The sequence below is a fragment of the Alicyclobacillus kakegawensis NBRC 103104 genome, from assembly GCF_001552655.1.
GTDB lineage: Bacteria > Bacillota > Bacilli > Alicyclobacillales > Alicyclobacillaceae > Alicyclobacillus_G > Alicyclobacillus_G kakegawensis.
Genome location: NZ_BCRP01000004.1, coordinates 71,325 through 92,657 on the forward strand (window position 1 = coordinate 71,325; position 21,333 = coordinate 92,657).

Consider the following 21,333-nt stretch of genomic DNA (forward strand, 5'->3'; position numbering starts at 1 on the left):
CCAAAGAACGGGGCGGCGGGTCTCCACTCTGTACCCAACAAACGCAACCGGGCGTTTATGTATTTGGCGCTGTCAAGCCTCTTGGCTCTATCAGACTATCATGGGCATGCGACAGACGTCAAGACAATGGAGCGGGCAGCAAACGGGGACGGATTTGTGTACAATAGCGTCAATCAATGACTGTGAGGGTGGCGACAGATGGATTCGCGCTATTCGAGGCAGGTGTTGTTTCGTCCCATCGGCCCACAAGGCCAGGAGAGGTTGCGTGCCGCCAGAGTGGCGGTGGTCGGGCTCGGTGCACTCGGAACCCAGCTGGCTTCGCAGCTGACGCGCGCCGGCGTCGGGTATCTGCGGTTGATTGACCGCGACGTGGTGGAAGCCTCCAATTTGCAGCGCCAATCCCTCTATGACGAGGAGGACGCCGAGCTGGGCGCCGCGAAGGCGCTGGCGGCGCGGGAGAAACTGGCGCGGGCCAACAGCGAGGTGGACATCGAGCCGGTGGTCACCGACCTCACGTGGCGCAACGCGGAGCGGCTGCTGTGCGACGTTGATCTCATCCTCGATGGCACTGATAACTTCGAGGTGCGGTACCTGATAAACGACGTCTCGGTCAAGCACGGCATTCCCTGGGTGTACGGGGGTGCCGTGGCTTCCTATGGGACGACGGCCATGTTCCGTCCCGGCCACACTCCGTGCCTGGTCTGCCTGTTCGGGCCGGAGGGCGGGGGCGGACACGACACCTGCGACACGGTGGGGGTGATTGCCCCGGTCGTGAACATGATCGCGTCCCTGCAGGTGGCAGAAGCGCTCAAGTACCTGACCGGAAACATCCAGGCGCTGACCGACAGCTTGACGCATGTGGATGTCTGGGCGGGGGAGTTTCGCGCTATCGCCTTTCCCGCCGCCAGAGCTGATTGTCCCTGCTGCGGACGGCGCGAGTTTCACTCCCTGGCCGCCCGCGAGGAGTCGCTGGCGGTGTCTCTGTGCGGCAGGCGGACGGTGCAGGTGAAACCGAGCCCGGGCGGCGCCGGCCAGAACCTGAATCTGTCCCGTCTGGCGGATAGGCTGTCCCCCCACGGCCATGTCCACCACAACGCTCACCTGCTGCGCTGCGACCTGGGAAGTGTGCAGCTGAGCGTGTTCGCCGACGGCCGGGCGCTCATCCACGGTGTCGAGGACGTGTCCGTTGCCCGCCGCCTGTACGCCCAGTACATCGGCATGTAGCGGGCGGGACTCCAGCCGGGTGCGCTCAGGGCGCGGGCGCGTTCGCGGGGACCGTGTTCGGGCGGGCCAGCACCCGCACCCACGGGCGGTCGTTTTCCCACGTAACCGCTACGGGGAGCCCGAACGCGTCGCTGAGCAAGCCTGCAGACAGAACATCGCGGCTCGGCCCCTGGGCGAGGACACGGCCCTGCTGAAGCAGGAGGGTATGGGAGAAGCAGGGCAAGATCTCTTCCGTGTGGTGGGTCACGTACACCAGCGTCGGGCCGTCGGGCTGCTCGCCGAGCCAGGCGATGGCGGCCAGCAGCTCCTCGCGCGTCGGCAAATCCAGTCCGGTGCACGGCTCATCCAGAATCAACAGCCTGGGCTTGGCCATCCAGGCTCGCGCCAAGAGAACGCGCTGCTTCTCGCCCTGGCTGAGCACCTGGAACGGCTTGTCAGCCAGCGACTCGCAGCGAAACTGGCGCAGCAGCCCCATCGCCGTCTCCGCATCCGCCGCGTCGAATTTCTGCCACAGCCCGACCGACGCGTACTTGCCGCTGATGACAATCTGCACAGCCGCGTCGCCGGCCGAGGCCGATTGGGCGATTTGCTCGGCCATGGACTGGCTGACCCAACCGATTTGCCGGCGCAGTTCCTGCACGGGGACGCGTCCCAAGCGCTGTCCCAATACCTCCACTTCGCCGCGCGAAGGCCAGATGTATCCGTTTATCATGCTGAGCAGGCTGGTCTTGCCTGATCCGTTGCGCCCCACGACGGCCCAGTGTTCTCCGGCGCGGATGTTCCAGTCGACGTCCTGTATGATGGTATGCCCTTGCCGGCGCCAACTCACGCCGCGCATTTCCAGGATGTTCATATTCTCCACTCCGATGCTGGTTGGTCTGTCCCGAAAAACGATGGACATAAGAATGGGATTTATTTTAGCAATTTTCGAGAGCGTGACAAGTCGTGGCCAATCCGACGGCCGCAGTCGGGCCGGCCGCGACGGGGAGAAACCTCAGCCGCTGATGGACACGCGCAGGTAGCGGGGGAACCGCCACAGCGCCACAACCAGTCCGGCGGCGCCAAAGGCCAGCAGCACAGCCAAGGATTGAACAACGTCGGCGGTGTGCCCGCCGTGCGCCATCACCTGTTGGAACCCTTGCTGCGCCCAGTATTGAGGCGTGAAGTGACTGAGCACGCGGGCGAAGTGGGGCAGCATGGACTCGGGCACCCACAGGCCACCGAGGGCCGCACCGCCCAGGGTGATGAGCATGGTGATGCCGCGCCCGTGGTTCTCACCACGCGCCAGCAGGGACACGGCCAATCCGATGCCCGTCCCGCAGATGGCCAAGCACAGCACGATGACCGCCATGGCCAACAGGTTCCCCAGATGGACGTGGTAGACGAGATGGCCAAAGGCGAGCAGGACCGTGCACTGGATCAAGACGGTGATGATGGCCGGCACCCACATGCCAACCAGATAGGTCAGCGGCTGCAGCGGCGTGCTCATCAGCCGCGCCAGGATCCCCGATTCTTTTTCGCTCATGAACCGCCGCATCATGCTGAGGATGATGAAAAAGACAAACATCACGGTATAACCGGGAACCACTTGGTCCAGCATGGCCGATTGAGCGCCGGCAGGCGCGGACCCGGAGAACACGGACCCGAATAACGCGATGAAGAGCATGGGCAGAATGACCAGGAAGAACAGGTTGCCACGGCTCCTAAACAGCAGCTTGAGTTCTTTGCGGATGATGCTTCGCATATCCGTTTGCCTCCTTTTGGTTGGGTGGGACAGCTAGTCGCGCAGCCGTGTCCCGGTCAATTTGAGGAACACCGATTCCAATGAGGGTCGCGCCATTTCCAAGGCGTGAATGGTCAGCCCCCGTTCTTCGGCCTGCTGCAACAGGAAGGCCATCACTTGTTGCCGATGCTCCGTTTCTATCCACCACCCGTGCTCTCGCCGCGACACCTGGCAGGGGTGAGGGAACGGCGGCAGCTGTTCAAACCCGTCCATCTGCACATAGACCGCCTTGGCGCCATATTGATTCCACAGCTGGACGAGCGGACCGGAGGTGACGACGCGTCCGTGGTCGAGGATGGCCACTTCGTCGCACAACGTCTCCGCCTCCTCCATGTAGTGGGTCGAATAAATGACAGTTGCCCCTTGTTGCACGAGCTCGCGCACCAATTCAAAGATGTGGTTGCGAGAGTGCGGGTCCACCCCCACGGTGGGCTCATCCAAGATGAGCAATTGGGGTTCGTGCAGGAGCGCCGCGGCGATGTTGATGCGGCGCTTCATGCCGCCGGACAGATTCTCCACCAGGTCTTTCCTGCGTTCGCTGAGACCGGTCTTGGCCAGCACCGCGTCGATCCGCTCGTACAGTCGCGCCCCGCGCAGCCCGTACACTTCGCCAAAAAACATCAGGTTGTCGTGCACCGACAGCATTGGATACAGGGCAATGTCCTGCGGCACGTATCCCACGTGACGACGGACGGATCGCCCGTTTTGGGTCGCGTCCAGGCCCAGCACGTTCACAGAGCCAACATCCGGCTCCAGCAGACCGGCGACGATTTTCATGGTCGTGGACTTGCCAGCCCCGTTGGGGCCGAGCAGTCCAAAACAGCAGCCGCGCGGCACGGCAAAGCTGACATCGGCCAGCGCCGTGGCCGGGCCGAACGACTTGCCCAGGTGGTCCACCTTCAACGCGCAATCCGTGTTTAAACCGGCAGGTGCAGTCATCATACAGTTTTCCTCCATTCCTGCGTTTCTACATCGCCAGCTGCTCATCGAGCAGGTAGGCGGCGAGGCGTATCAGGCCGTACGCCAGCACCCAGCTGCAGGCGATGGAGATGCACAGTGTAGGCGACAGCGACACATGCGGTACCCCATCCGAGTGAACCTGCAGGTAACGGTCATCCTGGCTGAAAATCAACCACCACAGGCCCGAGAACAAAATCCACGTCAGCGGCATCGCCGGACGGGCCCGCGACTCGGCGAGTGCGCCGTAGACAACCCCAAACGCAGCCACGAATGGGCACACCGTAAGGGAAAGCCCCATCACTTTGAGCCCTGTAAGCAGGTAGCCGGCAGTGTAGCCAAGGTCCAGATGTCCGCTGACGAGCGCGGTGTACAGGCCAAAGAATGCCATCGCCATGTACGTCAAGGCATAGATGAAGACGCTGCGCACGACGGCCGCCACAAATTTGGCCGCGCTCAGGTGCAGCCGGGGGTAGGGCAGGGTCAGCCACCAGCCGACGGTGCCGTTTTTCCATTCAGTCACCATCGTGTTCACGGCGAGGCCAAAGCTAGTGAATGGCAGTCCGAACGCGACCCACCACACCGGTCCCAGGCGGTAATGACCGCCACGTCCATCATAGGTGGCCACGGCTAACAGGACCAGCGCAACGGCGGCCACGTAGGCAAGCCGCCACGCTCGCGGGATGGGCGTCCGGCGGCGCCTGCGGTGTTTGAAATCGTGTCGGACGAGCGCCCAGAATGTCGATTGTGCAGGCATGGTTAACCTCCTATCGATACAGGGTCTGCATGGCAGAGTGCATAGACCCGTATTGGCGGCGCAGTTCGTCCGTGTCTCCGGAACGAATCACGCGCCCGGACTCAAGAAATACGGCGAGATCAAACAGCGCCTCCACCTCGTACAGCTCGTGCGTGCTGATGAGCACTGTGCGTTCGCCGTCGCTGACCCGGTCTATCAGCGCGTCGATGATTTTCTCCCGCGATACGGTGTCGATGCCGGTGAACGGCTCATCCAGGATGATCAGCGGCACGCGGCGAGCGATGCAGAGGATGAGCATCACGCGCGCCTCCTGCCCGCGCGACATGTCGCGCACCCGGCCATCCAGCGGCAGCTTCATGAACTCGGCCAGCCGAAGCGCCTCCTCCCGGGAAAATCCGGGCAAGAAGGTCTCCGCCCAGCGGAACGCCTGCTGCACCGTATGGTCCGAGTACCAACGGGCCCGGTCGGGCAGGTACGCGATGTCGCGGTTGGTCCGCCAACCCGGTGCCTTACCGAACACCCGTACCCGCCCCGCGTCCGGCCGCACCAACCCGGTGATCATGCGAAACAGCGTCGATTTGCCGGATCCGTTCGGACCGAGCACTCCGACCACACGCCCGGCCGGGATGGTCAGGTCGAGTCCGTCCAGCGCCCGATTGGCTCCATACCGTTTTTCGACCTGTTCACAGAGCACCGCCGTTTCGCCCATGGACAGTCGCCTCCTTCTTCTTGGTGTGCAAACAGCGTTCAATCTCGTCCCAGGTGTAGCCGAGGCTTTGCATCTGGGCGACGAAGTCAGCCAGGAGCCGCTCTGCCAGTTCCCTGCGAAACTGCTGAACGCGCTCACGCGAGGTGGTGATGAAAGTGCCCTGGCCGCGCCGCGTTTCGGTCAACCCGTCGCGTTCCAACTCTTGGTAGGCGTGGCTGACGGTGTTCGGATTGACTTTCAGCGCATGCGCCATCTCTCGTACAGAAGGAATCTTTTCTCCCAAAGCGATCTCTCCCTTGGCAATCGCGCTTCTCATTTGCTTTAGGATCTGCTCGTACAAAGGCTGGCTGAGGTCCAGGCGAAACGTCAATGAGCCAACCTGCCGTTCATCCACTCTTGTCCCTCCGATCCGTTTCGCTCCAGGTGCACCGCGTGGATGGAGTGTATTATATCACTTAATACACTTGGGTCAATAGGGGATGAGTGTATACTCTCGCGCAGGATGAAGAAAGGCGCCGCATCTGCGGCGCCTGGCGGGGAGAGGGACAGGAAGCATCGGTCAGGATGGAAGGCCGGCTGTGGCTTCGGCGCGTGCGGCGAGACTGGGGTGGCGCAGCGCCTCGTCGATGATGCCGCCGCCCAGGCAAACATCCCCGTCATAAAAGACTACCGATTGCCCGGGGGTGATGGCGCGCTGGGGAGAGGCAAACATCACCCGCCAGGTGGACCCATTCACCTGTTCCACCTGGACGGGCTGGTCATCTTGCCGGTAGCGAAACTTGGCGGTACAGGAAAAGCGCGCGGCCGGCGGATATCCCGCCACCCAGTGCAGGTCACTGGCCAACAGGCCCTCGCTGAACAAGGCGGGGTGGTCATGGCCCTGCTCGACGTACAGGACATTGTTTTTTACGTCTTTGCCCACGACAAACCACGGCTCTCCGCTGCCGCGGCCGCCAATGCCGAGCCCCTTGCGCTGGCCGATGGTGTAGTACATCAATCCCTGATGCGTGCCAATACGCTGACCGGAGAGGGTGCGCATCTCACCGGGCTGGGCCGGAAGATAATGGCTGAGAAACGTTCGGAAGTTCCGCTCCCCGATGAAACAGATGCCTGTGCTGTCCTTCTTGCGGGCGGTCACCAACCCAGCCTCCTCGGCAATCCGGCGCACCCGCGGCTTTTCCAGGCCGCCAATCGGGAACAGGGTCTTGTCCAAGGCCTGGTGATTGACCATGTACAGAAAATACGTCTGGTCTTTGTTTTTATCCGCGGAGCGTACGAGCCGGCTGCCGTCCGGGGTGCGCCGAATCTGGGCATAATGCCCAGTGGCCAAGTAGTCGGCGCCCAGCTGCATGGCCGTGGACAGCAACTCCTTGAACTTGATTTCGCGGTTGCACAGGACATCCGGGTTGGGTGTGCGCCCTTTCCGGTGTTCCTCCAGGAAGTAGGTGAACACCCTGTCCATGTATTCCCGTTCAAAATTGACGCTGTAATACGGAATGCCGATGTGATGGCAGACCCGCCGCACGTCCTCGAAGTCCTCGGCGGCAGTGCAGGCACCGATATCGTCTGCATCATCCCAGTTTTTCATAAAGACGCCAATCACATCGTAGCCTTGTTGCTTCAGCAGCCAGGCGGCTACAGACGAGTCCACGCCGCCCGACATGCCGACAACGACGCGAGTTCGGCGTGTTGGCTTCATGGCGCATCCTTCCTTCTGTTTGCACGAGTGTTGGCACACAATCCTTCACATGCGGACGGGCCCTGACGGTTGTGCCGTATCCGGCGCGAAATTACGGAAACAGGTCCAGCAGTTCGGGCAGTGCGTGAATGATGTGCGTGGCCCCTTTGAGGTCGGCCGCGGACAGATGGAACGCGCAGCCCACCGATGGCAGTTTGTGTGCCGCTGCGGCGCGGATGTCCGACGGCCTGTCGCCAATCATGACCAGGTCGCGGCCAAAACGGGCGATGTGGGCGGCCAAGGTGTCGGCCTTGCTGCGGCCCTGAACCGTTTCCAGACACAGTGGATATGCAAACAAGGGACGCAGCCCTTCTTGGTCGAGCAGCTCATCCAGATACGCCTGGCTGCAGTTGCTGGCAACGGTCAGCGTGTAGCCACGCCGCTTGAGCGTCATGAGCACATCGCGGGCTTCTGGAAAAAGGCGGCTGGCGTCCTTGGCGCCGCCCTGTCCAGAGCCTGCGTGCTGTCTGGGCCAACGTGTAGAATCCACCAACGTGCCTTCCAGGTCGAACACCAGAGTCTTCATAGGCCTCACTCTACCGCACGCGGGACGGATCGTCAAAGTGGACCGGTCTCTGCCTGGCTCTTTGCTGGCGCCAGCGCTGGGCAGCCTGCGCTAATTCCCGGTAGATGGCTGTCTGTTCGGAAAGGCGCATGCGGACCAGACCGCTGGTTGATGGAGCGACAAAGTCGCATACTCCGGGTATCAGCGAATCCGCTTGAAAGCCCCAGGGAACGGCCACTCCGCGGCGTCTCGGGAATTGGCGGAGAAACTGTTGATAGACCCCTTTGCCGACATAGCAGGCGAAGACGGGGCGGTACTGGCGCAGTTTTGCCGCCAGTATGCGGCCGCCTTCCGCAAATTCCTGCGCGCTGATGTCCGCCGCACATTTGCTGGGACGAGCCACAATATTGGTAAAGCCATACTGGTAGTCGTCCAGCAGCGACGGGCTCTCCTCCGGCCGATACTGGCGCGCGGTCAGGCCAGAGAGGTATAGCACCCGGTAAAACCGGTTGTTGCGTCCCGCATAGTTGAATCCCCGCGCGGCGGAGGTCAGCGAAGGATTGAAGCCGATGAAGAGGACGACCATACCTGGCGCCAGCCGGTCGGTGATGGGCACAGGCGTCCCTCCTTCCATTTCTTCACTTGTTCATTGTCGGCCATCCCGATGCGGCCGTCAATGGAGCGGCATGGAGGGTTTGGCGCCCGGACGGGGAGTGGTACAATAGATTCCAGCCGGAGTGGAGAAAGGAGACATTCACCTATGAAAGTGGGGCTGTTGGGCCTCGGCAAGATGGGGTATAACTTAGGCTTGAACCTGATGGACCATGGTCACCAGGTGGTGGCGTACGACGTTTCGCCGGAAGCCAGGCAGCGGATGAGAGAGGCCGGCGGTGACACGGTCGCGTCGCTGCAGGAAGTGGTGGCGAAACTGCCGGTCCCGCGCATCATTTGGATTATGGTGCCGCACCAGTTTGTCGACGACGTCCTGGACGAACTGAAGTCTCAACTCGCATCCGGCGATATCGTCATTGAGGCGGGAAACTCCCATTACAAGGATTCTCTGCGCCGGGCTGAAGAGTTTTCACGGGCAGGCATGCACTTCTTCGACGTCGGCACATCCGGCGGCATGGAGGGGGCGCGCCATGGGGCCTGCTACATGATTGGCGGGGATCCCGACGTGTTTGCCACGATAGAACCGTTGTTTCGCGATACCGCGGTGCCAGGGGGGTACCTGTACACTGGCCGGGCGGGCAGCGGGCATTACGCGAAGATGGTGCACAACGGCATTGAGTACGGGATGATGGCCGCGATTGGGGAAGGCTTTGAGGTGCTGGAAAAAGGCCCGTTTGAATACAACTACGCGGAACTGGCGCGCGTCTGGTCGCACGGCTCCGTGATTCGCGGCTGGCTGATGGAGCTGACGCAGAGCGCCTTCGAGAAGGACCCGAAGCTGGCGTCCATCCGGGGCGTGATGCACTCTTCCGGGGAGGGCAAATGGACGGTGGAGGAAGCGCTGGACCTGCAGGTGGCGGCGCCGGTCATCGCGCTGTCGCTGTTGATGCGCTACCGTTCACTCTCTGATGACACCTTCACCGGCAAGGTGGTCGCCGCGCTGCGCAACGAGTTTGGCGGCCACGCTGTGGAAAAGGCGAACTGATGGGACGCGTCGGTCGGGCGCTGCGGAAGGGATGAATCCGGGATGATTATCGGCTTTGGTTTCGGACCTCCCTTGGTCAGTCTGCTTATGCTGATAGTGACTGCCGGCTTGAGCTATGGCCTGTATCGACTGTTCAGCCGCCGCGCTTGGGCCAGGGACCCCGAGCGGCGCCGCGAGCAGCTGCGCCGCTATTATCACGAACAGCGGCAGCTGGCGCGGCGCCTGTCCCGTGAATTCGACCTGACGGACGAAGAGATTGAAAAAAGAATCGAAGACGAAATCAACCGACGGTCGTGACCGCCGGTTGATTTTGTGTCCACGTGCTTCAAATGCCCTCCGGGCATGAGAGTCATCGAACCAGGTTTGGGTCAAGGTTGGCCAGGTTCTTCTTCCAACAACAAGGCTCGTGCTGGCGCCGCGTCGATTCCGGTGAGCCGCAGCGGCGCGGCAACCAAAAGATAAGCTCCAGGTTTCACGTCGGCCAGGCGCAGACCTTCCAGGATGTGAATGCCTTTCTTTAGCAAAATTTTGTGCGTCTCGTGGCCTGGTTGGGCCCGCTCGATGCCGAGCGCGTCGATGCCGACGCCGGCCACACCCTTGTCGGCCAAAAACCGCGCCGCTTCCTCCGTGACATAGACAAACTCAAAGTTGAACTCGTTGTCAAACGAGTTTTGCGTCTTGAACAGGAGAAACTCTCCCGGCTGGATGTCACACTCGGCCAGATCATCGGCGCGCACGGCTTGCTTGACGTGAGTCAGGTCGAGGACGCGGCACGGGCGGATGAGATCGGCAATGGGCACGGTCTCAATCGTCGCCCCGCCCTCCACCATGTGCAGGGGGGCGTCCAGGTGGGTGCCGGTGTGCGCGTCGATGTGCAAGCGAGTTTCGTGGGTGGAACCGGTTTGAAAGTCAGACGTCGTTTCAAATTCAGGCTGCTTTTCAGGCTTGTTTTTGTACACGGGCATGCCGCGCTGGATGGGCATGCTGATGTCGTGAATTCGGAACCGAGTTTCGAGCAGAGACAAGGTCTCTCATCCTTTCACGGGGCATGGTCTGCATGCGCGTGCAAACGCGAGAATCGGAGCTGGACCCGGGGCGATGCTTATCGCCCCAGGGCCCAGCCGCCCGTTACAGATAGGTAGTGGCCTGGACGGTCTCCACGACCGTTGCCGGCTGGGGGCCGCCTTCCACCTGCTTGGGCGACGGCGTTGCCCGGTCTTCACCGGACACAGGCCACCAGGCAAATCCGTCCTCCTGCAGCAGCGCGTCAGCGGCCACCGGACCTGGGCTGCCGGCCGCATACGGGTGCAGCGGCAGTTCGCTGTCTGTGGCGAACGCGTGGGCAATCGGATCAACCCATTTCCAAGCGAGGGACACCTCGTCCCAGCGCGTGAAGAACGTCGAGTCGCCCCACATCGCGTCCAACAACAGGCGTTCATACGCCTCCGGGGATGCGTTGGTCTCCTGGCTGAACTCCATCTCAATCGGCAGCACCGTTTCGTCGGTGTCCGGGCGTTTGGCGTTCAGGTGCAGGGACATGCCCTCGGCCGGATTGACTCGGATAACCAGCCGGTTGGGACCGAGGTTCCCCGATTTGTTGAAGTACAGGTTCTTCGGCATCGAGCGGAACTGGATGACGATTTCGGTCGCCTTCGCGCTCAGGCGTTTGCCGGTGCGAATGTAGAATGGGACCCCTGCCCAGCGGAAGTTGTCGATGAACAACCGGGCCGCGACAAACGTCTCCGTTTGGGAGTCGCGGGCCACGCCGTGCTCCTCGCGGTAGGCAGGCACAGCTTGGCCTTTCATCCAGCCGCCCTGGTACTGGCCGCGGACGACGTTCTGACGCACCTCTTCCTCGTCGTAGCGGCGCAGGGAGCGCAAGACCTTGACCTTTTCGTCGCGAATGGCCTCGGTCTTCAGCCGGCTGGGCGGTTCCATGGCGATCATCATGACCATCTGTAGCATGTGGTTTTGCACCATGTCGCGCAGGGCGCCTGCGTTTTCGTAGTAGGACGCCCGGTCTTCGACGCCCACAGTCTCGCTCGACGTGATCTGCACGCTGGCGATGGAGCGGTTGTTCCACACCGGCTCAAAAATCGAATTCGCAAACCGGATGACCTCGATGTTTTGCACCATCTCTTTGCCTAGATAATGGTCGATGCGGTAGATCTCGTCCTCCTCGAAGGCCTGTCGGAGTTGTTCGTTGAGCGCCTGCGCCGAGGCGAGGTCATGGCCAAACGGCTTTTCGATGATCAGCCGCTTCCAGCCTGGAGCACGGGTCAGCCCGGAGGCTTCAAGGTTGGTGGCTATCGGGGCGAAGAACTCGGGCGCCATGGCCAGGTAGTACATGCGGTTCTTGGCGCCGAGCCCGAACCGCGCCTCGATTGCCTCCACGTGCTCTTTCAGGCGCACAAACTCCTCCGGCTTGCTCACGTCGACAGAGCAGTAGGAAAAGCGGTCGGCGAACGACTCGAACTGGTCATCGTCCTCCATCTTGTAGCGGGCATACTGGGAAAGCGAGTCCAACAGCAGTTGCCGCAGTCCCGCGTCATCCTTGCGCGAACGAGCCACGCCGACGACAGCGTATTTCTCCGGGAGTTGCTGATTGCGATACAGTGCATAAAGGGCGGGCAACAGCTTGCGCTTTGCCAGGTCACCCGTGACGCCAAACAGGATAAACACGTGTTCCGGCGGCCGGGCCGTTGTTTCGAATGAGTACGAAGGATTGTTCATCATAGCTCTCCATTTCCTTGCAGGATAGGGTGTGGATCTCTGTCTGTCATCATTATATTGTAACCATCTGTCAGGCCCGACACCAGCTTTGCTCGCCACGGGGGCTGTGTTCAGTCGTCAGGTTGTGACGTCGTCTACAAAGTGCATCACCCAGATCCCGCGCGGCCCTTGCCGCACCGGCTGGTACAGGGTGACGACATAACGGCAGGGGCCATGTTGGACGCGGACGATGGCGTGCTGCAAACCAGATCCTGGATCCCGATATCGCTCGACAAACGTGTAGACGTCGTTGGGCCGAAAGCCGAGACTCTGGCTGCCGACCACCTGAGCCGTTCGAATCGGGTCGAGCCGCCACAGGTTGCGCCCCGCGTCCGCGCTGTGCTGGATGCGAGTGTAGTCTTCCCCAGGGATTTCAACGTGACCGGTCTTGACCTCCGGGCAGGGCATGGACAAATCACTCCTTAGCAAGGGCCGGCTCAACCGACCGTTTCAGAGCAGTGTATGACCGAGGCGACGCGGTGGTTTGCCGGCAGTCTGACGTTGATTTTGAAAATTGGTATGATGGAAGCGGAGGAGGCGGTGGAAATGGCGTTGCAAGGGAATCAACGTGTTGCTGTCATCACTGGAGCCAGCTCCGGGATAGGTGCGGCGAGCGCGCGGGCTCTGGCTCAAGCTGGGTTTCGCGTGGCCATGGGCGCTCGGCGTGTGGACCGGTTGCACGCGCTGGCTGCGGAGTTGGCGGAGGCGACCGGGGAACAACCGTTTGTCGGCGAGTTGGACGTCACCTCCGTCGCCTCCGCTGAACGGTTTGCGGAGGCGGTGTTGAGTCATTACGGGCATGTCAACGTCCTGCTCAACAACGCCGGTCTGGCGCGCGGCCGCACACCGGTCGCAGAGGCGCAGGACGACGCTGAGTGGGAGGAGATGGTCAACACCAACGTCCTCGGGCTGCTGCGCATGACGCGGCTGTTTCTGCCCACTCTCATCGACAGCGGCGACGGACACGTGATAAACATCGGCTCTATCGCCGGAAGGGTGCCGTACGCGGGCGGATCGGCCTATTGCGGCAGCAAGTTCGCCGTCCGGGCCATCACCGAGGCGTTGCGCGAAGAGCTGTTAGGCAAGCCGGTGCGCGTGACCACGATAGACCCGGGTATGGTAAAAACCGAGTTCAGCATCGTTCGTTTTCACGGCGACAAGGAGAAGGCGGACGCCGTGTACGCCGGCATGACCCCGCTGGTGGCCGAGGATGTGGCGGAGTGTGTGTTGTTTGCGGCCACCCGGCCGGCGCACGTGAACATTGATGCGATAGTCGTGACCGCGCGGGACCAGTGCGGTCCGGTGAAAGTGGCACGCCGGGGAGACAGTGAATAAACCGCTCTGGGGCTGGTGGGGCACCGCCGGCTTCGTTTGGATAAACACGAAAAGCAAATCCCGTTTTGTTATAATGGAAGAAAAATCCTGGTGCTGTCCGCGACAGAATGGAGTGGGGCGTATGAGTCAGGAAATCGAACACACCGTACAAGAGTTCCGACAATACGTACGGGAGATGGAACATTACCAAGAGGCGCTGGCCCTGATGTACTGGGACCTGCGCACAGGGGCGCCGAAGAAGGGAGCAGCGTTGCGTTCCGAGGCGATAGGCACGCTCTCGTCCGCTGTGTTTCGCATGAGCACGTCCGACCGGATGGAGGAGTTCCTGAATCGCCTCGAGGACCAGCGGGATGCGCTTGACCCGGTGACGCGGGCGATGCTGCGCGAATGTCGCAAGACGTTCGACCGGGCGCGCAAGATCCCGCCTGAACGCTATCACGAGTACGTTGTCTTGGTCTCCAGGGCGGAATCGGTCTGGGAAGAAGCCAAGGACAAGGCCGACTTCGCCATGTTCCGTCCGTACCTGGAGCAGATTGTCGCCATGACGAATGAGTTTGTCGAGTACTGGGGCTATCGGGAGAACAAATACGACACCCTGCTTGACCAGTATGAGCCCGGTGTCACGGTGGCTCAGCTGGATCCGCTGTTCGACACGCTGCGCCAGGAGACGGTCCAGCTGCTAAACCAGATTGTCGCCAGCGGCCGTCGTTTTGACGATGCGCGCTTTTACCGAGGCTACGATGCGGCGCTGCAGCGCAAGCTCTCCCATTACCTGCTGGAGCAGATGGGGTACGATTTTGCCGCCGGACGCCTGGATGAAACCGTGCATCCGTTCCAGATCAGCATCAATCGTTTCGATGCCCGCGTCACCACCAAGTTCCTGTCGCAGGACATGCGCAGCAATCTGTTCAGCACCATCCATGAAGGCGGCCACGCCTTGTACGAGCAAGGGGTGGCGGAGGAGCTGATTGGCACCGGACTGTGCTCCGGCGCCTCCATGGGGATTCACGAATCGCAGTCGCGCTTCTGGGAGAACATCATCGGCCGATCCCGCCCGTTTTGGGAAGCCAACTACCGCTACATCCTCGAGCTGTTCCCGTCTCAATTCGCCGACATCTCGCTGGACGATTTCTACCGTTCGGTCAACGATGTGCGGCCGTCGCTGATTCGCATCGAGGCGGACGAGTTGACGTACAACCTGCACATCATGATTCGCTACGAAATTGAGAAAGGGCTTATCAATGGGCAGATCCAGGTCGCCGACCTGCCCGCCGTCTGGCGCGACAAGATGCAGGAGTACCTGGGCGTGGTGCCCGAGAACGACGGGGAAGGGGTGCTCCAGGACGTACACTGGTCCGGTGGCAGCTTTGGCTACTTCCCCACGTATTCGCTCGGCAACATCTACGCGGCCCAGTTTGCCCACGCCCTGGCGCGGGACATCCCCGATTATTGGGAGCAGGTGCGCAACCGCAACCTGTTGCCCATCAAGCAGTGGCTCAACGAGCATATTCACCGCAGCGGGAAGATGCTTGAGCCCAGCGAGATTGTGCGGAAGGTGACGGGCGAGGCGATTGACGCCAAGTATTTGATTCAGTACCTGAAGGACAAGTTCACGGCCTTGTACAACCTGTGAGCAGCGGTCGGCGGGCGCCACGTCGCGCGTCCAGCGAACGGCCACTGTTTTGACTTTGCCGGTCCCCTGTACTAGAGTCATTGATGTTGACTGATCATCAAGGTGAGGCATCTGAGAACATGGACAGAACGACAGTCGGGTCGGCGTGGGCGTCGCGGAGGCGCTGGTTGGTATTGACAAGCATCGCCGTTTCGTATCTGCTTGTATTTACGCAGCGCACAGGGCCGGGCGTGATTTCCGACCAGTTGCAGTCTGAGTTTCACGTCTCGGCCGCCGTGCTCGGCACCATCACGAGCATCCAGTACCTGTTGTACATGCTGCTGCAGATCCCGGTGGGGCTGTACGGGGACAAGTCGGGTCCGGAGCGGATGCTGGTCTGCGGGGTGCTGTGCGACGGCGCCGGCACGCTGTTGTTTGCTTCGGCCCACAGCTTTGGCTGGCTGCTGGCCGGACGGGCGATTGTCGGCTTGGGAGACGCGCTGATTTGGGTAAACATTGTCCTCATTCTTGGCAAGTGGTTTGCCAAAGGCCGGTTTGCTGCCGTGTTGGGCGTCGTCAATACGGCCGGAAACCTGGGCGCGTTGGTCACGAGCATCCCGTTGGCGGCGTGGATTGGGGTTGCGGGTTGGCACATCCCGTTCACCGTCATCGGTGCCCTCCTCCTGGCCGCCGGGGTGCTCAACGGGCTGGTGTTGATGGGTAAGGGTCCCGCACGGGCGGCGTCTGCCGCGTCATCCGCAAGCGTGCGTATGCAAAAGCTGCCCATCCGGCGCCTTTTGGCCGGAGTGGTGCGGGATCGGCTCGCTTGGTCGACGTTTTGTTGCCACTTTGGGGCGATGGGCACGTATCTGGCCATGGTCAGCCTGTGGGTGGTGCCGTTCTTCATGAACGTCTACCGGTTGTCCCGGGCGGAAGCGGCCTGGTTTACATTGATTGCCTTCATCGGCGCCCTGGTCGCCAGTCCGGTCATGGGTTGGGTGAGCGACCGGCTCCAGGATCGGCAGCGGCCGTATTTGGCCACGCAGACCTTGGCCGCCGCCTCGTGGCTTTCAGTCGTGCTTTGGCGGGGCGAACCGCCGCTCACGGTCAGTGGCGCGGTGATGTTCATCGTGGGCTTTGGCTGCGGCAGCAGCCTGTTGACGTTTGCGGCCATCCGCGACCACGTGCACCCGGAGCGTGCCGGGGTCACGTCCGGTTTTGCCAACACGGGCGGCTTTCTCAGCGCGGTACTGTTGCCGGTGTTGTTTGGGGCCGTGATGGACGCGGTCGGCGGCGCCGGGGAGGCCGGCACATCCGCCGCCCGGCACGCGTATGCGGCCGCCTTTGTCTTGCCGACCGCGTTCTCCTTGGTCGGGGTATTCGGCAGCTTGCTGCTGCCGCGCGCTTCCCGGGTGCAATCCGAGGTGTCAAAGGCCGTGTGAGGTGCGCCATGAAGGAGGGCCGCCTGCGTCAGGCTGCCGGTTTCGGCCTGGCGGCCAGCACAAGCGGGAATTTCTATGAGAGTGGGGCGAGGAAAGATGCAGGCAATCGAGAGTATGGGGCAGTTTTTCACGCTCGTGCGCGAGAAAGATCCGACCGTCATGGTGTTTTCGGCCGATTGGTGTCCGGATTGTCGCTACATGGACACCTACATCGATGAGGTGGTGCGTGAGTACCAAGGCAAGTTCCGCTTTTACCATGTGGACCGCGACAAGTTTCTCGATCTGTGCGAGACGCTGGACGTGCTCGGCATCCCGAGCTTCATCGCCTATCGCGACGGCCAGGTCATAAGCCGCTTTGTCAACGGCAAACGCAAGACCAAGCAGGAGGTCACCGACTTCTTGGACGACGCCTGGGCGAAGCTGCAGGCGTGAGCGGCGAGGGGGAGCAGAGTTGACAAGCGGCAACTGGTTCATCGAGACGCCGGAGCAGGCGCGGCGCCACGAGGTCATCCGCGCCCTGTCCGAGCAGTTCGCACAACGGGCCGCCCAGCATGATGCGGAGGCCAGCTTCCCGCATGAGAACATCGAGGCGCTGCGCGACGCCGGCTACGTGGCGTGGACGACGCCGAAGGAGTTTGGAGGGCTGGAGATCTCCCTGTACGAGATGCTGTTGCATCAGGAACAGGTGGCGCGGGGGGACGGATCGACCGCTCTGGCGATTGGCTGGCACGTGGGCATGATGCTCAGCCTGCGCACCACACGGGCTTTTCCCGAGCCCTTGTTCGCGGAAGTCTGCCGCTCCGTCGTCGAGCGTGGGGCGCTCATCAACAGCTGCGCCAGCGAGCCGGCCACCGGCAGCCCGAGCCGGGGCGGACGCCCGCAGACGACGGCGACGCCGGTAGCCGGCGGCTATCGCATCACCGGGCGCAAGACGTTCAGCACCTTGTCCCCGGCGCTGGATTGGGTGCTGATTACGGCAGGCATCGCAGGCAGCGAGGACGTGGGCGAGTTTTTGGTCACTGGCAAGGACATCCAGATTATCGAGACGTGGAACACCATGGGCATGCGGGCCACGGGCAGCCACGACATTGTCCTGAAGGACGTGTTTGTGCCCGAGGAGCGGCTTATCAGCCGCCATCGGCCGGGCGAGACGTCCCGCCGTAACAGTGACGGCGGCGGCTGGACGCTGCACATCCCGGCTTGCTATCTCGGTATCGCGCTGGCGGCGCGGGATTTCGCGGTACGCTACGCAGCGACCTATCAACCCAACAGCCTTCCGCATCCGATTGCAAAGGTGGCGCACATTCAGGAGAAACTGGGGCAGATGGAGCTCAAACTGGTGGCCGCCCGCACCCTGATGTACGACATCGCCCGGCGCTGGGATGTGAGCGACGCGGCGACACGGCTGGCTTTGCGTCCGCAGTTGGGCGCGGTCAAGACGTTGGCGACCAACGCGGCGATTGAGGTGGTGGATCTGGCCATGCGCGTGGTCGGCGGCCGCAGCATTTGGCGTGATCTGCCGCTCGAACGGATGTACCGGGATGTGCGGGCCGGGCTGCACAATCCGCCGGCGGATGACATCACCTATCAGATGTTGGCCAACCAGGCGCTGGCCGAAGTGCAGCAGCTATAAATTCTGGATTGCGAGGTCAGGCGGATGAGTGAAGCCGTAGAAACCCTGGACGGTTGGTATACCCTGCACGATTTTCGCAGCATCGACTGGGCTCTGTGGAAGACGGCGGACCCGACGGAGCGCGAGCTGGCCGTCGCCGAACTACTTCGGCTTTGCGCCGACTACGCGGCGGTAATCCCGGAAAAGAAGGGCGCTTACGGGCAGTACCAAGTCGTTGGGCAGAAGGCCGACCTGTTGTTCATCCACATGCGGCCGACGGTGGAGGAGCTGGCGGAAGTGGAGGCGCGGTTCAACAGGACCCGCTTCGCCGATTTTACGTCGCCCGCTTACAGTTACCTCTCTGTCGTCGAGTTGAGCGCCTACCTGGCCAAGCCGGGGGTGGACGTGGAGCACGATCCGTATCTGCAGAGCCGGCTCAAGCCGGAATTGCCGGCCACGCGCAACGTGTGCTTCTATCCCATGAGCAAGCGCCGCCAGGGCGCGGATAATTGGTACATGTTGTCCATGGAGGAACGGCGCGAACTGATGAAAAGCCACGGCCGCATCGGCCGAGAATATGCCGGCAAGGTGAAGCAGATCATCACCGGATCGACCGGATTGGACGATTGGGAGTGGGGGGTCACGCTGTTTGCGGACGATCCGCTCCAGTTCAAGAAACTGGTCTACGAGATGCGATTTGACGAGGCCAGTGCGCGCTTCGGCGAATTTGGGCCGTTTTTCGTCGGCACGCGCTTGGACAACCCCGGTTTGGCGCGGTTATTGCAAGTGTGAGCCGCCGTGCCCCGTGTAGGCCCGGCGGGCACAAGTTGTCACGTGGGCGGTTGTGACGAGGACTTGCGCGCGTGGATGGAGGCCAGCCTGGCGAACAGGCTGGCCTCCATCACGTCTACGCGTTGCTTCCATGAATTTGCGGCCAGAAACGATTCCCGCGCCGATCCTGTGCACCGTCTCTCTCCAGCCAGGATGCGCCGCAGCGCAGCCGCCGCTTCGTCCGGGGTCCGCGCCAACCACAAAAGGCGCGCGAGAGCGCCCGTTTCCCGATTGGGCGTGGCGATGACCTCGCGCCCGGCGGCGATATACTCGTAGACTTTCACTGGGTTGACGCCCTCGGTCAGCTCCGAGGCCCGGAAGCAAAACAATGTGGCGGCGAATCCCGCCAAAAATCGGGGCAGATCCGGATACGGCTGAGGCCCGAGCAGGTGCACGTTGGGCCGTCGGTGCAGCCGCTTGACGTCGGTCAAAGCGGGCCCGATGAGTACCAGCTGGCAGTCCGGGCAGAGAGCGGCCAGGGCTTCGATGTATGCCAGGTCCACCCAGGGCCCGATGCCGCCAATGAACCCCAGGCGAGGATGCGGGATGTCTCGCAGCAGAGGGTGGGGCTCCGCGGTTTCGGCGCGGCGAAAGTGTTCCACCTCGGCCGCGTTGGGTAGAATCTGGACGTCCGCGCGCCATTGGCTGAGCCTGTCGGCCAGGTTGCGGGCGGTGGCGAACACGCTGTGGCTCCGCCGGGTTAGTTCTGCCTCAAGCTGCCGCACCAGAGTGGGATTGTGGGTGCCGGGAAAGGCGGCGTGGTCATCGGCGCAGTCGTAGATCACCGCCTGTGGCTGCAGAATCGGCACCAAGTCGGCGGCCGCCGGCAGGTAGCTGATGAGCGCGTCGGGGCGGCGCTGGACCTTCGCGATAGCGGCCGCCAAACGGCGCTGGTTGTACCGGTTCAATCCGCGCTGGCGCAGGCCCAGCGGCAGGATGGTCGGCGGCGCGAGGACACGCAGGGTGTGGCGCGCATCCACCGCAATCTGCCGCAATTGCGGGGTGACGCGCAGGTGTTTGCGGTCACTTGACCGGCGCAACGGGGCCAGCCACGTCACCGGCGGCTCCACGTACAGCACGTCCCACCCGCGCAGCGCCAACCCGCGGGCCATCTGCTGGTTGCGGGCGAACACCTCGTCCCAGCGCACCGCCGCGATGATGGTGACAAGGGGTGCCGACGCCGTGGCCAGGGGGATGTCGGGGCGGGATTGGTTCATATCGGACCATCCCCCTCGTCCGCACGCGCGGCGGCCGCGGTGTCCTCAGTCGATGGGGCGCAAGATGCGTTGGTCGTGGGCGCAGCGGCTGCGGCGCGGTGAAATTTGACAGCCGCGACCAGCGGCCGGTAGACGCACATAGCCAGGCCGAGGGTGGCCGAGAAGCAGAGAAACGCGTGCACGGCCCCGAAAGCGCCGAACACCAACAGGGCAAAGTATTGCTCCCCGATGTTGTAGGCACAAAAGGGAACGAAACGCCGCCAGCGGACGAGTCGTTGCCAGTCGATGCGCCCGGGCTTGGTCGCGCTGGCGCCGTGCCTCTGCATAGCGGGTGCCGGCGTGAGCGAACCCGGTGCGGGCAGCGGATCTTTAGATCCGGGCTGGCGGAACATCGCTATTTGACCCAGGTATTCGAGCAGATACAGGCTGAACAGGGCAGCCATGGCGAACGCCCAGGCGTCGGATTGGGGATGCTGGCGCATCCAACCGTCTGCCAGCCCCAGGTATATCGCAAACTCCTTCATCCTGTCCGCCACCTGGTCGAGCCAGCCGCCGATGGGGGAAAATTGACGGCGCAGGCGCGCCAGCTGTCCGTCCGCACAATCCATCACGTAGGAAGCTTGGACGAGTGCCAGGCCGGCGAAAAACCGGTCCGGGCGTCCTGCGGCCAGACCGGCACACCCGGCCAGGCAGATGGCCAGCGAAGCCAGCGTCAGCGTGTTGGGGGTGATGCGGGGCCAGCGCGCGACCACCCAGACCAGGCGTTGCGAGAGTGGGTAGTAGAGGGAGAGGGTCCAGACGTCCACCGGGCGTTTGGCGCACCGGTCAATCTCAGCCAAGGTTGGCACGCAATCCGCCTCCAGACGAGCAAGGCAAGGTGATTGACACTCCATCTGTCTAGTGGTATATTGAGCCAAACGAAAAAGTTTATACGGATGTTCAGCAACTCTTATCCAGAGTGGCGGAGGGACTGGCCCAATGAAGCCCGGCAACCACCGGAACGCAGCTGCAGTTTCGGAGAGGTGCCAATTCCTGCAGAGCACGTTTGTGTTCTGAGAGATGAGAGGAGCGCTGTGGATACATACATGTACCCGGGCGACCGCTCCTCTCGGAGCGGTCGCTTCTTTGTTCTAGTCAGGTGGTCGGATACCGCGAGTTTCGCCGCATCCAGGAGCATCCATA

Annotated in this window: 23 protein-coding genes and 1 riboswitch; of the genes, 9 read left to right on the top strand and 14 right to left on the bottom strand. The window is 62.3% G+C overall.

Going from position 1 to position 21,333, the window contains the following annotated elements; translation table 11 throughout:
* Positions 1-198: 198 nt before the first annotated feature.
* Positions 199-1,224 (top strand): ThiF family adenylyltransferase, encoded by a 1,026-nt coding sequence (locus tag AK2_RS04375; protein WP_067931797.1) that lies wholly within the window; start codon positions 199-201, stop codon positions 1,222-1,224.
* Between the two features lie 25 nt (positions 1,225-1,249).
* Here AK2_RS04375 and AK2_RS04380 read toward each other — a convergent pair whose 3' ends face one another.
* The 9 genes from AK2_RS04380 to AK2_RS04420 all read right to left on the bottom strand — a co-directional run bounded on the left by AK2_RS04380 (position 1,250) and on the right by AK2_RS04420 (position 8,289).
* Positions 1,250-2,077, bottom strand: coding sequence for an ABC transporter ATP-binding protein (locus AK2_RS04380; RefSeq protein ID WP_067931799.1), 828 nt, complete (start codon positions 2,075-2,077; stop codon positions 1,250-1,252).
* A gap of 141 nt (positions 2,078-2,218) precedes the next feature.
* Positions 2,219-2,968, bottom strand: coding sequence for an ABC transporter permease (locus AK2_RS04385; protein WP_067931801.1), 750 nt, complete (start codon positions 2,966-2,968; stop codon positions 2,219-2,221).
* A 33-nt stretch (positions 2,969-3,001) separates the two neighbouring features.
* The gene (locus tag AK2_RS04390) at positions 3,002-3,949 is read right to left on the bottom strand and encodes an ABC transporter ATP-binding protein (protein WP_245632767.1); all 948 of its coding nucleotides are present in this window, start codon (positions 3,947-3,949) and stop codon (positions 3,002-3,004) included.
* 25 nt (positions 3,950-3,974) lie between these two features.
* Entirely contained in the window at positions 3,975-4,721 is a 747-nt protein-coding gene (locus tag AK2_RS04395; protein WP_067931803.1) for an ABC transporter permease, read from the bottom strand.
* A gap of 10 nt (positions 4,722-4,731) precedes the next feature.
* A complete protein-coding gene (locus AK2_RS04400) occupies positions 4,732-5,430 on the bottom strand; it encodes an ABC transporter ATP-binding protein (protein WP_067931805.1) in 699 nt (232 codons plus the stop codon).
* Entirely contained in the window at positions 5,405-5,824 is a 420-nt protein-coding gene (locus AK2_RS04405) for a GntR family transcriptional regulator (protein ID WP_067931807.1), read from the bottom strand. Before AK2_RS04405 ends, AK2_RS04400 begins: the two co-directional genes overlap by 26 nt.
* Before the next feature lie 165 nt (positions 5,825-5,989).
* Positions 5,990-7,129: a tRNA 2-thiouridine(34) synthase MnmA gene (gene mnmA / locus AK2_RS04410; protein ID WP_067931809.1), complete on the bottom strand. Its 1,140-nt coding sequence runs from the start codon at positions 7,127-7,129 to the stop codon at positions 5,990-5,992.
* A 91-nt stretch (positions 7,130-7,220) separates the two neighbouring features.
* Positions 7,221-7,694 carry an HAD family hydrolase gene (locus tag AK2_RS04415; RefSeq protein ID WP_067931810.1) on the bottom strand — a complete coding sequence of 158 codons (474 nt, stop codon included), beginning with the start codon at positions 7,692-7,694 and terminating at the stop codon, positions 7,221-7,223.
* A gap of 10 nt (positions 7,695-7,704) precedes the next feature.
* The gene (locus AK2_RS04420) at positions 7,705-8,289 is read right to left on the bottom strand and encodes a mismatch-specific DNA-glycosylase (RefSeq protein ID WP_245632768.1); all 585 of its coding nucleotides are present in this window, start codon (positions 8,287-8,289) and stop codon (positions 7,705-7,707) included.
* A gap of 144 nt (positions 8,290-8,433) precedes the next feature.
* Here AK2_RS04420 and gnd point away from each other — a divergent pair, with 144 nt between their 5' ends.
* A complete protein-coding gene (gene gnd / locus AK2_RS04425; RefSeq protein WP_067931812.1) occupies positions 8,434-9,330 on the top strand; it encodes a phosphogluconate dehydrogenase (NAD(+)-dependent, decarboxylating) in 897 nt (298 codons plus the stop codon).
* A gap of 42 nt (positions 9,331-9,372) precedes the next feature.
* Positions 9,373-9,627 (top strand): hypothetical protein, encoded by a 255-nt coding sequence (locus tag AK2_RS04430; RefSeq protein ID WP_067931813.1) that lies wholly within the window; start codon positions 9,373-9,375, stop codon positions 9,625-9,627.
* Positions 9,628-9,698: 71 nt separating this feature from the next.
* Here the strand turns inward: AK2_RS04430 and AK2_RS04435 are convergent, their stop codons facing one another.
* From AK2_RS04435 to AK2_RS04445, 3 genes are all read right to left on the bottom strand, one after another.
* On the bottom strand, positions 9,699-10,313 hold the full coding sequence (locus AK2_RS04435) for a cyclase family protein (protein ID WP_067932086.1): 615 nt from the start codon (positions 10,311-10,313) through the stop codon (positions 9,699-9,701).
* A 145-nt stretch (positions 10,314-10,458) separates the two neighbouring features.
* Positions 10,459-12,063 carry a glucose-6-phosphate dehydrogenase gene (gene zwf, locus AK2_RS04440; RefSeq protein ID WP_067931815.1) on the bottom strand — a complete coding sequence of 535 codons (1,605 nt, stop codon included), beginning with the start codon at positions 12,061-12,063 and terminating at the stop codon, positions 10,459-10,461.
* 117 nt (positions 12,064-12,180) lie between these two features.
* Positions 12,181-12,510 (bottom strand): hypothetical protein, encoded by a 330-nt coding sequence (locus AK2_RS04445; RefSeq protein ID WP_067931817.1) that lies wholly within the window; start codon positions 12,508-12,510, stop codon positions 12,181-12,183.
* A 54-nt stretch (positions 12,511-12,564) separates the two neighbouring features.
* On the opposite strand from AK2_RS04445, the gene AK2_RS04450 reads away from it, so the two are divergent.
* The 6 genes from AK2_RS04450 (at position 12,565) to hemQ (ending at position 18,895) form a co-directional block, all read left to right on the top strand.
* Positions 12,565-13,437, top strand: a complete 873-nt coding sequence (locus tag AK2_RS04450; protein ID WP_245632769.1) for an SDR family NAD(P)-dependent oxidoreductase — start codon at positions 12,565-12,567, stop codon at positions 13,435-13,437.
* A 121-nt stretch (positions 13,438-13,558) separates the two neighbouring features.
* Positions 13,559-15,070, top strand: a complete 1,512-nt coding sequence (locus tag AK2_RS04455; protein ID WP_067931819.1) for a carboxypeptidase M32 — start codon at positions 13,559-13,561, stop codon at positions 15,068-15,070.
* A gap of 119 nt (positions 15,071-15,189) precedes the next feature.
* Positions 15,190-16,491: an MFS transporter gene (locus AK2_RS04460; RefSeq protein WP_169794727.1), complete on the top strand. Its 1,302-nt coding sequence runs from the start codon at positions 15,190-15,192 to the stop codon at positions 16,489-16,491.
* A gap of 96 nt (positions 16,492-16,587) precedes the next feature.
* Positions 16,588-16,923, top strand: coding sequence for a thioredoxin family protein (locus AK2_RS04465; RefSeq protein WP_067931824.1), 336 nt, complete (start codon positions 16,588-16,590; stop codon positions 16,921-16,923).
* A gap of 19 nt (positions 16,924-16,942) precedes the next feature.
* On the top strand, positions 16,943-18,124 hold the full coding sequence (locus AK2_RS04470) for an acyl-CoA dehydrogenase family protein (protein ID WP_067931826.1): 1,182 nt from the start codon (positions 16,943-16,945) through the stop codon (positions 18,122-18,124).
* A 24-nt stretch (positions 18,125-18,148) separates the two neighbouring features.
* On the top strand, positions 18,149-18,895 hold the full coding sequence (gene hemQ / locus AK2_RS04475; RefSeq protein WP_067931828.1) for a hydrogen peroxide-dependent heme synthase: 747 nt from the start codon (positions 18,149-18,151) through the stop codon (positions 18,893-18,895).
* Between the two features lie 38 nt (positions 18,896-18,933).
* On the opposite strand, the gene AK2_RS04480 is transcribed toward hemQ, so the two are convergent.
* Together AK2_RS04480 and AK2_RS04485 are read right to left on the bottom strand one after the other, a co-directional pair.
* Positions 18,934-20,151, bottom strand: coding sequence for a glycosyltransferase (locus tag AK2_RS04480; RefSeq protein ID WP_067931830.1), 1,218 nt, complete (start codon positions 20,149-20,151; stop codon positions 18,934-18,936).
* Positions 20,148-20,999: a CDP-alcohol phosphatidyltransferase family protein gene (locus tag AK2_RS04485; RefSeq protein ID WP_245632770.1), complete on the bottom strand. Its 852-nt coding sequence runs from the start codon at positions 20,997-20,999 to the stop codon at positions 20,148-20,150. Before AK2_RS04485 ends, AK2_RS04480 begins: the two co-directional genes overlap by 4 nt.
* A 98-nt stretch (positions 21,000-21,097) precedes the next feature.
* Positions 21,098-21,217, top strand: a riboswitch (SAM riboswitch).
* Positions 21,218-21,333: the final 116 nt, after the last annotated feature.